General features: G+C 74.7%; 1 protein-coding gene and 1 pseudogene. Both read left to right on the top strand.

The window, feature by feature from the left end:
• The coding region (locus tag IE212_RS30265; protein ID WP_373301452.1) for an SDR family NAD(P)-dependent oxidoreductase at positions 1-10687 on the top strand (10687 nt) is incomplete at its 5' end.
• 123 nt (positions 10688-10810) lie between these two features.
• Positions 10811-15454: pseudogene (locus tag IE212_RS30260) on the top strand (type I polyketide synthase); the annotation flags it as partial.
• Between the last annotated feature and the right edge of the window lie 7 nt (positions 15455-15461).

The raw sequence follows: 15461 nt of genomic DNA, 5'->3' as shown, positions 1-15461 counted from the left end.
CCTGCAGGGGCCCGCGCTCACCATCGACACCGCGTGCTCCTCCTCACTGGTGGCCCTCCACCTGGCCGTGCAGTCGCTGCGGCGCGGGGAATGCGACCTCGCCCTCGCCGGCGGAACCACCGTCATGGCCACCCCCACCGTCTTCGTCGAGTTCTCCCGCCAGCGCGGACTGGCACCCGACGGACGCTGCAAACCCTTCGCCGACACCGCCGACGGCACCGCGTGGGCCGAAGGCGTCGGCATGCTCCTGGTGGAGCGACTCTCCGACGCCGAACGGCTCGGCCACCGCGTCCTGGCCGTCGTACGGGGCACCGCCGTCAACCAGGACGGCGCCAGCAACGGCCTCACCGCCCCCAGCGGACCCGCCCAACAGAACGTCATCCGTGAGGCCCTCACCGACGCCCGCCTCACCCCCGACGACATCGACGCCGTAGAGGCCCACGGCACCGGCACCCCCCTCGGCGACCCCATCGAAGCCGGCGCCCTGCTCGCCACCTACGGACACCCCAAACGCCAAACCCCCGTCTGGCTCGGGTCGTTGAAGTCCAACATCGGCCACACCCAGGCCGCCGCCGGCATCGCCGGAATCATCAAAATGATCCAGGCACTACGGCACAACACCCTGCCCCGCACCCTCCACGCCGACCACCCCAGCACCAAGATCGACTGGGAGACCGGTTCCCTGCGACTCCTCGCAGACGCCCGGCCCTGGCCCGCCGATCCCGACCGGCCCCGCCGCGCCGCCGTCTCCGCCTTCGGCGTCAGCGGCACCAACGCCCACGCCGTCATCGAAGAACCACCCACGCCTGCCGAAGCACCGGAACACACCCACACCCCACCCGTCATCGCCTGGCCGCTCTCCGCCCACACCCCCACCGCCCTGCGCGCCCAGGCCGCCCGCCTGCGCGCCCGGCTCCACCGCACCGACGACGCCCTCTCCCTCGCCGACTCCGCCGGCATCGGTCACGGTCTGGCCGTCGGGCGGGCCGCGCTTCCGCATCGGGCGGTGCTGCTCGGTGACGGCGCCGCCCCGCTGGACGCCCTTGCCGCGCTGGCCTCGGGCGAGGTCTCGCCGGACGTCGTCACGGGCAGCGCGGCCGAAGTCCGCCGGGTCGCCTTCGTCTTTCCCGGCCAGGGCGCGCAGTGGGCCGGCATGGGCGCCGAACTCCTCGATTCGTCACCGGTGTTCGCGGCGGAGCTGGCGCGGTGCGAGGCCGCGCTCGAGCCGTTCGTGGACTGGTCGCTCACCGATGTGCTCCGCGGGACGCCGGGGGCGCCGGGCCTCGACCGGGTGGACGTCGTACAGCCGGTGACCTTCGCCGTCGTGGTCGGTCTCGCGGCGATGTGGCGGTGGCTCGGTGTCGAGCCGGCTGCCGTGGTCGGTCACTCCCAGGGCGAGATCGCCGCCGCGCACGTCGCAGGGGTGCTCTCCCTGGAGGACGCCGCCAAGGTGGTGGCGCTGCGCTCTCAGCTCATCGCCCGTGAACTCGCGGGGCGGGGCAGTATGGCATCGGTTGCCCTGGCCGCGGTCGATGTCGAGTCGCGGCTGGCCGGCGCGGAGGCCGGCGGGGGTGGTGTCCGGGACGTCGAGATCGCGGCCGTCAACGGACCGGGGACGACCGTCGTCTGCGGCGCGCCCGGCGCGGTGGACTCGCTGCTGGGCGTGCTGGAGGGCGAGGGCGTCCGGGTCCGTCGCATCGACGTGGACTACGCGTCGCACTCCCGCCATGTCGAGGGGATCCGGGAGGACTTGGCGGCCGTACTCGCGGGAATCCGGCCGCGCGCGGGCCGCGTGCCCTTCTACTCGACCGTCGAGGCGGAGCCGCTGGACGGGACCGCGCTCGACGCCGGGTACTGGTACCGCAACCTGCGCCACCGGGTGCGGTTCGAGGCCGCGCTGCGGGCGATGCTGGCCGACGGGGTGGACGCCTTCGTGGAGTGCTCCCCGCACCCGGTTCTCACCGTCCCCGTACGGCAGACACTGGAGGACGCGGGGGCGGGCGCGGTGGCCGTCGGCTCGCTGCGGCGCGACGACGGCGGCCTGCGGCGGTTCCTCACATCCGCCGCGCAGGCCCAGGTCGCAGGGGTTCCGGTGGACTGGGCCGCGCTCTGTCCGCGTGCGGGGTGGGTGGACCTGCCCACCTACGCCTTCCAGCGCGAGCGGTACTGGGTGGCCCCGGCGGAACCGGGACCGGCGGCCGGGGCGGGTTCCGCGGCTGCGACCGGTCCGGCGGCGGGCGCCAGGAGCGGCTCCGGGCAGGAGGATGCCGCGTCGGCGTACGGTGACCGGCTCGCGTACCACGTCGCCTGGCAGGGGCTGCTGCCGGGTGCCGACGCCTGGCGGCCGGGGACACGGCTGCTGATCGTGCCGGCCGGGAAGCTGGAGGCCGGGGTCGCCGATTCCGTGGAGCAGGCGATCGCCTCCTTCGGAGGGACGGTCCGCCGGGTCACGGCCGACCCGCTGTCGACCGGCCGCGACGGGCTCCGCGCGCTGCTCGCGCCCGTGGTCGCCGGGGAGGAGCCGCTGACCGGTGCCGTGTCGCTGCTGGGCCTGTGCACGGACGGCCACCCGGAGCATCCCGGTGTGCCGGCGGGGGTCACCGGGACCCTCGCCCTCGTCCAGGCGCTGGCCGATCTCGGCATCGCCGTTCCGCTGTGGACGCTCACCCGGGGTGCCGTCGCCGCCGGGCCGGACGAGGTGCCGTCCGCCGAGGGGGCCCAGTTGTGGGGCCTGGGGCGGGCCGCGGCGCTGGAGCTGCCCGAACTGTGGGGCGGTCTGGTCGATCTGCCCGAGCGGCCCGACGCGCGGACCTTCGACCGGCTCGCCGCGGTGCTCGCCGGGACCGTGGCCGAGGACCAGGTCGCCATCAGGGCGTCGGGGGTCTTCGGCCGCCGTGTCGTGCGGACCCCGGCGGAAGCGACGCCGCCCGCGTGGCGGACCCGGGGCACGGTCCTCGTCGTCGGGGACAGCACGACGGTGCCCGCCCCGCTGCTGCGGTCCCTGCTGGCCGACGGAGCGGAACGCGTGGTGCTCGCCGGGACGGCGACCGACGCCGGGGCAGACGAGCCGGCCCCCGACTCGGCTGTGGTCCGGATCCCATGTGATGTCACCGACCGGTCCGTTCTGGCCGGTCTGCTCGCGGAGTACCGTCCCGCCATCGTCGTCCACGCGCCGCCGCTGGTGCCGTTGGCGCCGCTCGTCGAGACGTCGCCCGGTGACATCGCCGAGGCGGTGGTCGCGAAGACGTCCGTCGCCGGTCATCTGGTCGGTCTGGCGGCCGAGGCCGACCTGCAGGCGCTGGTGCTGTTCTCCTCCGTCTCGGGTGTGTGGGGCGGCGCGTCCCAGGGCGGTTACGCGGCGGCCACCGCGCACCTGGACGCCCTGGCCGAACGTGCGCGGGCCGCCGGTCTGCCCGCGGTGTCGGTCGCGTGGAGCCCCTGGGCGGGCGGCGCCCATGCGGAAGGCGCCGACGAGGAGTTCCTGAGCCGGCGCGGGCTGGTCCCGCTCGATCCCGATGCGGCGGTGCGCTCGCTGCGGCGGCTGCTGGCGGGAGGCAGCGCGTGCGGCGTCGTCGCCGACGTCGTGTGGGACCGCTTCGTCGCCTCGTACACGTCCGTACGGCCGGCAGCCCTGTTCGACGACGTGCCCGAGGTGCGGGAGCTGCACGCCGCACGGCGCGCGGCGGACGCCGAGGACCCGGCCACCGCCGAGCTGGTGCGGGAGCTGTCCGCCCGGACCGGCGACCAGCGGCGAGCCGCGCTGCTGCGACTGGTCCGCACCCATGCCGCCGCCGTGCTGGGGAAGGCGTCCGGCGACGCGGTGGACAGCAAGCGGGCGTTCCGTGAGCTGGGCTTCGAGTCGCTGACGGCGGTCGAGCTGCGCGGCCGGCTCGCGGAGGCGACCGGGCTGACGCTGCCCGCCTCCCTGGTCTTCGACCATCCCACCCCCGCCGCACTCGCCCGCCACCTCGAAGAGCGGCTCTTCGGCGACGAGGCCGGCACGGCCGCCGCCGCGAAGGCCCCGGTGGTGCGGAAGGCGGACCCGGGCGAGCCGATCGCGATCATCGGCATGGCGTGCCGGCTACCGGGCGGGGTGGTGTCCCCGGAGGACCTGTGGGACCTGCTCTCCGACGGAGCCGACGCCATCACCGCCTTCCCCACCGACCGGGGCTGGGACAACGACGCTCTCTACGACCCCGACCCCGCCGCGTCGCGCCGCACCTACGCCCGCGCGGGCGGGTTCCTGCACGACGCGGCCGAGTTCGACCCCGGCTTCTTCGGGATCAGTCCGCGCGAGGCGCTGGCGATGGACCCGCAGCAGCGGCTGAGCCTGGAGACAGCCTGGGAGTCCTTCGAACGGGCCGGGCTCGACCCCACGCGACTGCGCGGCAGCCGCACGGGGGTCTTCGTGGGCACGAACGGCCAGCACTATGTGCCGTTGCTGCAGAACGGCGGCGCGGACGGCGAGAGTTTCGACGGCTACATCTCCACGGGCAACTCCGCCAGCGTGATGTCCGGCCGGCTGTCGTACGTCTTCGGGCTGGAGGGGCCCGCGGTCACCGTCGACACGGCCTGCTCCGCATCCCTCACCGCGCTGCACCTGTCGGTGCAGTCGCTGCGCCGGGGGGAGTGCGATCTGGCGCTGGTCAGCGGCGCCACGGTGATGTCCACTCCGGAGATGCTGGTGGACTTCGCGCGGCAGCGTGCGATCTCGCCGGACGGCCGCTGCAAGGCGTTCGCCGAGGCCGCCGACGGCGTCGGTCTGGCCGAGGGTGCCGTGGCGCTGCTGGTGGAGCGGTTGTCGGACGCCCAGCGGCTCGGCCACCGCGTTCTGGCCGTCGTACGCGGCACCGCCGTCAACCAGGACGGCGCCAGCAACGGCCTCACCGCCCCCAGCGGACCCGCCCAGCAGAACGTCATCCGCGACGCCCTCGCCGACGCCGGCCTCACCGCGGCCGACATCGACGCCGTCGAAGCCCACGGCACCGGCACCCACCTCGGCGACCCCATAGAAGCCGGCGCCCTGCTGGCCACCTACGGACAGGCCGAGGACCGCGGTCCGCTGTGGCTCGGGTCGCTGAAGTCCAACATCGGCCACACCCAGGCCGCCGCCGGTGTCGCCGGAGTCATCAAGATGGTGCAGGCGCTGCGGCACGGCACCCTGCCGCGCACGCTCCACGTCGACCGCCCCACCAGCAAGGTCGACTGGGAGACCGGCCGGGTGCGGCTCCTGACCGACGCCCGGCCCTGGCCCGCCGGCCCCGACCGGACCCGCCGCGCCGGCGTCTCCGCCTTCGGCATCAGCGGCACCAACGCCCACGTCGTCATCGAGGAACCGCCCCGGACGGCCGTACCCGAGTCGCCCGAGCCGCCCCCGGCGGACGCGCCGCTGTCGCGGGACCAGGACCGGGACCGGTGGGAGGGGGTGACCGTGCCGCTGATGCTGTCCGCGCACAGCGAGGCCGCACTGCGCGAGCAGGCGCGACGGCTGTGCGCTCAGCTCCTCGCGCGTCCCGACGGGCGTCCCGCCGATGTCGGGCACGCCCTGCTCAGCACCCGCGCCCGCTTCCCACGGCGGGCGGCGGTGGTCGGCGAGAGCATGACGGAGCTGGCCGAGGCCCTGGACGCCGTCGCCGAAGGCGGCCCGCATCCGCTGGCGGCGACCGGCACCGCGGGAACGGCCGAGCGTGTCGTGTTCGTGTTCCCCGGTCAGGGGTCGCAGTGGGCCGGGATGGCCGAGGGGCTGCTGGAGCGTTCCGGCGCGTTCCGGAGTGCGGCCGGCTCCTGCGACGCCGCGCTGCGGCCGTACCTCGGCTGGTCGGTGCTGAGCGTGCTGCGCGGGGAACCGGACGCGCCCTCGCTCGACCGGGTCGACGTCGTGCAGCCGGTGCTGTTCACGATGATGGTCTCGCTCGCGGCGGTCTGGCGTGCGCTGGGGGTGGAACCGGCGGCGGTCGTCGGGCACTCGCAGGGTGAGATCGCCGCCGCCCATGTCGCCGGGGCGCTGTCGCTGGACGACTCGGCCCGGATCGTCGCCCTGCGCAGCCGGGCGTGGCTCGGACTGGCGGGCAAGGGCGGCATGGTGGCGGTGCCGATGCCGGCGGAGGAGCTGCGGCCACGGCTGGTGACGTGGGGGGACCGTCTCGCCGTCGCCGCCGTCAACAGCCCCGGTTCCTGTGCCGTCGCCGGCGACCCGGAGGCGCTGGCCGAGCTGGTCGCGCGGCTGACCGGTGAGGGCGTGCACGCCCGGCCGATCCCCGGCGTCGACACGGCGGGTCACTCGCCGCAGGTGGACGCGTTACGGTCTCACCTTCTGGAGGTGCTGGCCCCGGTCGCCCCCCGGCCGGCCGGCATCCCGTTCTACTCGACGGTGACCGGCGGGCTGCTGGACGGCACTGAGCTGGACGCCACGTACTGGTACCGCAACATGCGTGAGCCCGTCGAGTTCGAGCGGGCCACCCGGGCGCTGATCGCCGACGGGCACGACGTCTTCCTGGAGACGAGCCCGCATCCCATGCTGGCCGTGGCGCTGGAGCAGACGGTCACCGACGCCGGCACCGAGGCGGCGGTGCTCGGGACCCTGCGCCGCCGCCAGGGCGGTCCTCGCGCGCTGGCCCTGGCCGTCTGCCGCGCCTTCGCGCACGGCGTGGAGGTCGACCCGGACGCGGTCTTCGGTCCGGGCGCACGGCCCGTGGAGCTGCCCACCTATCCGTTCCAGCGGGAGCGCTACTGGTATCACCCCGGTGTCCGGGGCGGCGACCCGGCCTCCCTGGGCCTGGACGGTGCCGATCATCCGCTGCTCGGCGGCGGCGTGGATCTGCCCGACTCCGGCGGCCATGTGTACACCGCGCGGATCGGCGTCGCCGGGTTCCCCTGGATGGCCGACCACACCCTGCTGGGAGCGGTGCTGTTGCCGGGTGCGGCCTTCGCCGACCTCGCGCTGTGGGCGGGGCGCCGGAGCGGCGCCGGGCGGATCGAGGAGCTCACGCTGTCGTCGCCGCTGACGGTGCCCGCCGACGGCGGGGTCCGGCTGCGGCTGAGCGTGGCGGGCCGGGGGCCGGGCGGGGACCGCCGCTTCACCGTCCACGCCCGCCCGGAGGACGCCGCCGACTGGAGCCTGCACGCCGAGGGCCTCCTCTCACCGGACGAGGGCGCGGGTGAGGACGCGGGTGCCGGCGCTGCTGGTGTTCCGCCGGGTGCCGAGCCGCTGGACGTCAGCGACTTCTACGACCGGTTCGCCGAGCGCGGCTACGGGTACGGGCCCGTGTTCCGCGGGCTGGTGGCGGCGTACCGGCACGGTGCCGACATCCACGCGGAGGTGGCGCTGCCCAGGTCGGCCCAGGGTGACGCGACGCGGTTCGGACTGCATCCCGCGCTGCTGGACGCGGCCCTGCAGACGATGAGTCTCGGGACGTTCTTCCCCGAGGACGGGCGGGTGCGGATGCCGTTCGCGCTGCGTGGCATACGGCTGCACCGCCTGGGTGCCGACCGGCTGTGGGTCCGCATCTCGCCGGTGGCCGAGGACGCGGTCCGGGTCCAGTGCGCCGACGCCGAGGGTCGACCGGTCGCCGAGATCGACTCGATCGTCATGCGCCCGGTCGACCCGGGTCACCTGGCGCACGCCGGCCTCAGCCAGGTTCCCGACTCCCTGTTCGCACTCACCTGGGACGCCGTTCCCACGCCCGGCGCCGCGGCGACCGGCGCCGCCGCGCCGCCGCGCTGGGTGGTCGCGGGGCCCGACGCCCTGTCGCTGGCGGAGGCAGCCGACGCCCACCTGCCCGACCTGGACCTGCCCCTCCCGGGTGCCGAGGGCGCACCGCGACCGTGGGGCGGGCAGGTGGCACCGGACGCGGTCGTGTTCGGTGTGGCGGGCGGGGACGGGGGCCTCGACCTGGAGGCCCGGGGCGTCGTCCGCCGGGTGCTCGAGCTGGTGCAGCGGTGGCTCGCGGCGACGGCCGGAGCCGAGGGGCCGCGGCTCGTCGTGGCGACCCGGGGCGCGGTCGCGGTGCGGGACGACGGCGAGGTGACCGACCCGGCGGCGGCCGCCGCGTGGGGCCTGCTGCGTTCCGCGCAGGCCGAGGAACCGGGCCGGTTCCTGCTCGTCGACGTGGACGACGACCCGGTGTCGGTACGAGCCCTGCCCGCCGTCCTCGCCTCGGCCCTCGCCTCGGGCGAACCGCAGACGGCGGTGCGGGCCGGCACGGCGTACCTGCCCAGGCTGGACCGCGCCGGCGGCACGTCCGTCGGCGGCACGCCCACCCGCCCGAACGGTCACACACCGTCCCCCGCCGGCAGCGCGCTCATCCCGCCTGCCGGGGGCGGTGCGTGGCGGCTCAGCCGGAGTGCGGACGGCACCCTGGACGGGCTGGCCCTGCTGCCCGCTCCCGATGCGGACGCCCCGCTGGAGCCGGGGCAGGTGCGGGTCGCCGTGCGTGCCGCCGGTGTCAACTTCAGGGACGCCCTCCTCGCCCTGGGCATGTATCCGGGCGAGGCGGAGCTGGGCACCGAGGGAGCGGGCGTCGTCACCGAGGCCGGTCCCGGTGTCACCCGGTTCCGCCCCGGCGACCGGGTGCTGGGCCTGTGGAACGGCGGCTTCGGTCCCGTGTGCATCGCCGACGAGCGGCTGCTCGCGCCGGTCCCGGACGGCTGGTCCTTCGTCCGCGCCGCGTCGGTCCCGGCGGTGTTCCTGAGCGCCTACTACGGACTGGTCGCCCTGGCCGGCCTGCGGCGCGGGGAGACGGTGCTGGTGCACGCCGCCGCCGGAGGCGTCGGTATGGCCGCCGTGCAGATCGCCCGCCACCTGGGCGCGGAGGTGCTGGCGACCGCGAGCCCCGCCAAGTGGGACGCATTGCGCGGCCTGGGCGTCGCGGACGAGCACATGGCCTCCTCCCGCACCCTCGACTTCGCGACGGCGTTCTCCCGCGAGAGCCGGCCGGTCGGCGTCGACGTCGTCCTCAACTCACTGGCGTACGAGTACACCGACGCGTCCCTGACCCTGCTCGGCCCCGGCGGACGGTTCCTGGACCTGGGCCGGACCGACGTACGCGATCCGCTCCGGGTCGCCGCGGACCATCCCGGCGTCGAGTACCGGGCGTTCGGCCTGGACGAGGTGGACCCCGGCGAACTCGGCCGGATGCTCAACGAGTTGATGGAGCTGTTCGAGCGGGGCGCACTGCGGCCGCTGCCGGTCGCCACGTACGACGTGCGCCGCGCGGCCGACGCCCTGCGCACGATCAGCCAGGCCCGGCACGTCGGCAAGCTGGTGCTGACGACGCCGCCCGCGTTCGGCCCGTTCGGCACGGTGCTCATCACGGGCGGCACGGGGACGATCGGCAGCCGGATCGCCCGGCATCTGGTCACCCGGCACGGCGTGCGCCACCTGCTGCTGGCCTCGCGCGGCGGCCCGGACGGCGACGGCGCCGCCGGACTCGTCGCGGAACTGGCCGAAGCGGGCGCGTCGGCCACGGTCGTCGCCTGCGACGTCGCCGACCCCGACGCGGTGCGGCGGCTGCTCGCCGAGGTGCCCGAGCAGCAGCCCCTGACAGCGGTGGTGCACAGCGCGGGCGTCCTCGACGACGGCATGCTGCCCTCCCTCACCCCCGAACGGCTGGAACGGGTGCTGCGGCCCAAGGTGGACGCCGCCGTGCACCTGGACCGGCTCACCCGGGACCTGGACCTGTCGGCGTTCGTCCTGTTCTCGTCCAGCGCCGCGCTGCTGGGCAGTCCCGCCCAGGGCAACTACGCGGCGGCCAACGCCGTGCTCGACGCCCTCGCGGCCCGGCGGCGCTCACTCGGTCTGCCGGCGGTCTCGGTGGCCTGGGGGCTGTGGAGCGACAGCAGCCGGATGCACACGCTGGACCAGGAGAGCCTGGGCCGGCGGTTCGCGCGGAGCGGCTTCCCGCCCATGCCGGCGTCCCTGGCCACCGCGTTGTTCGACGCGATGCTCGGGGTGGACGAGGCGGTCCAGTACCCCATGCGGCTGGATCTGGCCGCGCTGCGTGCCACCGGAACGGTCCCGCCCCTGCTGTCACGGCTCGTCACACGTGCTTCGGACGGCACGGCGGCCGGGCAGGGCCGGACGGACGCCGCCGGCGGCGACGGTGAAATGAGCGGTGAAGGCTTCGCGGAGCGTCTGTCCGCCCTGTCGGACGAGGAACGCCTCGACACACTGCTGGAGCTGGTGCGTGAGCTCGTCGCCGCGGTGCTGGGCCACGGTTCCGCCGCCTCGGTCGCCTCGGACCGGGCCTTCCGCGAGGCGGGCTTCGACTCCCTGACCGCGGTGGAACTGCGCAACCGGCTGGCCGCGGCGACGGGGCTGCGGCTGCCCGCGACCCTGGTCTTCGACCATCCGACGCCGACCGCGCTGGCCGGCCGTCTGGACGAGCTGCTCACGCCGCGGCGGCCCGCCGGTACCGGCCCCGTCCTGGCCGGACTCGACCGGATCGAGGAGGCGCTGGCCGCCCTCGCCCCCGACGGCACGGCCGCCGCGGTTCCCGCTCCCCGGACGCCGGGCGAGATCGCCTCGCACCTGGACGCCCTGGCCGGCCGCTGGCGCGCTCTCCACAGCACCACCCTGAACACCGGCGACACCGCCCAAGGCACCGGCGACCGCATCGACGACGTCCTGGACGCCGCGGCCGACGACGAGATCTTCGCGTACATCGACGAACGGTTCGGCACGTCCTGACCCCACCCGGCCGGCAGCCCGGCCGGACCTGGACCGCACAGCCCCGAAGGGAAGACCGCTGTGGAGAACGAAGCTTCGAAGGAGCCGAACGAGCCGGACGCGGCGAAGCTGCGCTCCTACCTCAGGCGCGTGACGGCCGAGCTGCACCGGGCCACCGAGCAACTGCGGGCCGTCGACGAGCGGGCGAGGGAACCGATCGCGATCGTCGGCATGGCGTGCCGGCTGCCCGGCGGGGTGCGCGGGCCCGAGGACCTGTGGGAGCTGCTGCGCTCGGAGACCGACGCCGTCTCCCCGGCACCGTCCGACCGCGGTTGGGACGTGACGGCGATGTACTCGCCCGACCCGGACCGGCCGGGGACGACGTACTGCCGCGAGGGGGGATTCGTCCGGGGAGTCGACCGGTTCGACCCCGGCCTGTTCGGGATCTCCCCGAACGAGGCACTGGCCATGGACCCCCAGCAGCGGCTCCTGCTGGAGACGGTGTGGGAATCGCTGGAACGGGCCGGCATCGACCCGAAGTCGCTACGGGGCAGCCGCACCGGGGTGTTCGCCGGTGCCTGGGAGAGCGGCTACCAGAAGGGGCTGGACGCGGCCGACGCCGGGCTGGAGGCCCAGCTCCTGGCCGGGATCGTCAGTTTCACGGCGGGCCGGGTCTCGTACACCCTGGGTCTCGAGGGTCCCGCCCTGACGGTGGACACGGCGTGTTCGTCGTCGCTGGTGGCGCTGCATCTGGCGGTGCAGTCGCTGCGCCGCCGCGAGTGCGACCTCGCCCTCGCCGGCGGTGCGACGGTCATCGCCGACCCCGCCCTCCTCGTGCAGTTCTCGCGGCAGCGGGCGCTGGCGCCGGACGGCCGCTGCAAGGCCTTCGCCGAGGCCGCCGACGGTTTCGGGCCCGCCGAGGGTGCCGGGATGCTGCTGGTGGAGCGGTTGTCGGACGCCGAGCGGCTCGGCCACCCCGTTCTGGCCGTCGTGCGGGGCACCGCCGTCAACCAGGACGGCGCCAGCAACGGCCTGACCGCCCCGAGCGGTCCCGCCCAGCAGAAGGTCATCCGTGAGGCCCTGGCCGACGCCGGCCTCACCGCCGACGACATCGACGCCGTAGAGGCCCACGGCACCGGCACGCCCCTCGGCGACCCCATCGAAGCCGGCGCCCTGCTCGCCACGTACGGACACCCCGAACGCCGGACACCGCTCTGGCTCGGGTCGTTGAAGTCCAACATCGGCCACACCCAGGCCGCCGCCGGTGTCGCCGGAATCATCAAGATGGTGCAGGCACTTCGGCACGGCACCCTGCCGCGCACCCTCCACGTCGACCATCCCAGCACCAAGATCGACTGGGCGGCCGGCCCGCTTCAGCTCCTGACCGGCGCCCGGCCCTGGCCCGCCGACCCCGACCGGCCGCGCCGCGCCGGCGTCTCCTCGTTCGGCGTCAGCGGTACCAACGCCCACGTCGTGCTCGAAGAACCGCCCGCCCCCGCCGAAGCGCCCCCGCCGCCCCCGGCCGCTTCCCCGGCGACCGTCCTGCCCTTGTCGGCCGCCGGGGCGGCACCCCTGCGCGAGCAGGCCCGGCGGCTCGCCGGTCATCTCGCCGCCCATCCGGAGATCACAGCGGCCGACGCCGCGTACTCCGCCGCCACCACCCGCGCGGCGCTCTCCCACCGGGCCTCGGTCCCGGCCGGCGACCGTGAGTCGCTGATCTCGCGGCTGCGCTCGGTGGCGGAGGAGCGGCCGGAGCCGGACGTCGTGCTCGGCGAGGCCGGCAGCGACCGCGCGCCTGCCTTCGTCTTTCCCGGACAGGGCGCCCAGTGGGCCGGACTGGGAGCGCGGCTCCTCGCGGACTCCCCCGTCTTCCGCGCCAGGGCCGAGGCATGCGCGCGGGCGCTGGCGCCCCACCTCGACTGGTCGGTCCTCGACGTGCTGGCGGGCGCCCCGGGCACCCCTCCCATCGACCGGGCCGACGTGGTGCAACCGGTGCTGTTCACCACGATGGTCTCGCTGGCCGCCCTCTGGGAGGCCCACGGGGTGCGGCCGGCCGCGGTCGTGGGCCACTCCCAGGGCGAGGTGGCCGCGGCCTGCGTGGCCGGTGCCCTGTCGCTGGACGACGCCGCCCTGGTGATCGCCGGACGCAGCAGGCTGTGGGGGCGGCTGGCCGGGAACGGCGGGATGCTCGCGGTGATGGCTCCGGCCCAGCGGATCCGTGAGCTGCTCGAACCATGGCGGCAGCGGATCTCCGTGGCGGCGGTCAATGGCCCCGCCTCGGTCACCGTCTCCGGTGACGCGCTCGCGCTGGAGGAGTTCGGCGCGCGGCTCTCCGCCGAGGGGGTGCTGCGCTGGCCGCTGCCGGGCGTCGACTTCGCCGGCCACTCGCCGCAGGTGGAGGAGTTCCGCGCTGAGCTCCTGGACCTGCTCTCCGGCGTACGGCCGGCTCCCGCGCGGATACCGTTCTTCTCCACCGTGACCGCCGGCCCTCGCAGCGGCGACCAGCTGGACGGGGCGTACTGGTACCGCAACACGCGCGAACCCGTGGAGTTCGACGCCACGGTCCGGGCCCTGCTGCGCGCGGGCCATCACACGTTCATCGAGGTCGGTCCGCATCCGCTGCTCAACGCCGCGATCGACGAGATCGCAGCGGACGAGGGGGTACCGGCCACCGCCCTGCACACGCTCCAGCGGGGCGCGGGCGGCCTCGACCGCATGCGCAACGCGGTGGGTGCCGCTTTCGCGCACGGAGTCCGGGTCGACTGGAATGCCCTGTACGAGGGCACCGGTGCGCGCAGGGTGCCGCTTCCGTCGTACGCCTTCCATCGTGACCGGTTCTGGCTGCCCACCGCTGTCGCCCGGCGGACCGCGGCGTCGTCGTCCCGGCCCACGGACGCCTGGCGTTACCGGGTGACCTGGACGGCCCTGGAAACTCCCGCGGGCGACGGGAGGCTGACGGGTCGTTGGCTGGTGATCGGTCAGGACGGCGACTCGCTGATCCCCGACATCACCGCCGCCCTGCGCACCGCAGGCGCCGACACCCACACCCTCACCCTCGACCCCGCCACCACCGACAAACACACCCTCGCCACCCACCTCACCCACATCGCCAACGCCCACCCCGACGGCCTCACCGGCATCCTCCTCACCCCCACCCCCGTCACACCCGACCCCCACCAACCCCCACTCGACCCCGCCACCACCCTCACCCTCACCACCATCCAAGCCCTCACCACCACCCCCCTCACCACCCGCCTGTGGATCACCACCCGCCAAGCCACCACCATCCACCCCACCGACACCCCCAACCCCTACACCGCACGCCTATGGGGACTCGGCCAAACCGCCGCCCTCGAACACCCCCAACACTGGGGCGGCCTCATCGACCTCCCCCAACACCCCACACCCCACCACCTCCACCACCTCACCACCCACCTCGCAACCCACCACACCACCACCCCCCAACAACCGGGCGAAGACCAAATCGCCATCCGCACCCACACCACCTACGCCCGCCGACTCACCCCCACCACCCCCACCACCACACCCACCCCCTGGACCCCACCCCCCGGCACCATCCTCATCACCGGCGGCACCGGCGCCCTCGGCACCCACCTCGCCACCTGGCTCGCCCACAAAGGCGCCAAACACCTCATCCTCACCAGCCGCCAAGGACCCAACGCCCCCGGCGCCACCCAACTCCAACACCACCTCACCCAACTCGGCACCCACACCACCATCACCCCCTGCGACCTCACCGACCCCCACCAAATCGAAAACCTCATCAACCACATCAACACCCACCACCCACCCCTCCAAGCCATCTTCCACACCGCCGGAACCCCCCAGACCACCCCACTCACCGACCTCACCCCCACCCAAGCCACCCACATCCTCAACGCCAAAACCACCGGCGCCCAACTCCTCCACCACCACACCACCCACACCCCCCTCCACACCGTCGTCCACTTCTCCTCCGCCGCCGCCACCTGGGGCAGCAGCGGACAATCCCTCTACGCCGCCGCCAACGCCCACCTCGACGCCCTCGCCCAACACACCCACACCCAAGGCCAACCCACCACCTCCATCGCCTGGGGACTGTGGGGAGGCGGCGGGATGGGCGAGTCCCCCGAGGTCGTGGACTACTACGCCAAGCGCGGACTGTCGCCGATGCGGCCCGAGTCGGCCATCGAGGCCCTGGAACGCGCACTGTCGCTGGGGGACACCTGTGTCACGGTGGCCGACGTCGACTGGAAGCGCTTCGCCGCGGGATACACCGCCTACCGGGCCAGCCGGCTGATCTCCGACATCCCCGAGATCCGCGAGCTGCAGGCGTCCGCCCCGGTCGCCGACAAGTCCGGCGAATTGACCGAGCGGCTGAACGCCGCCCTGACTCCGCGTGAGCGGAACAAGATCCTTGTGGAACTGGTCCGTTCCGTCGCCGCCGAGGTCCTGGGACATGACGGCACCGACCGCATCGGCCACGACGTGGCCTTCAAGGACCTCGGCTTCGACTCGCTGGCCGCGGTCAAGATGCGTACGAGGCTGCGCGAGACGACCGGGCTCGACCTGCCCGCGACCGTCATCTTCGACCACCCCACCGTGGACCGTCTCGCCGCGATGCTGCTCGCCGAGCGGACGGACCCGTCCGGGCCGACGGGACCGGCCGGCCCCTCTGGCGCCGCGGCACCCGTCCCAGAGCCTCGCCCCACCGCCGGCGCCGATGAGATCGACGCGCTCAGCCCCTCGGAACTCATCCGGCTCGCGAAGACCGGAGCCGGACAATGACAAGGAA

This window comes from Streptomyces djakartensis (assembly GCF_014651075.1).
Classification (GTDB): domain Bacteria; phylum Actinomycetota; class Actinomycetes; order Streptomycetales; family Streptomycetaceae; genus Streptomyces; species Streptomyces djakartensis.
This window is presented reverse-complemented; position numbering and strand designations above follow the sequence as displayed.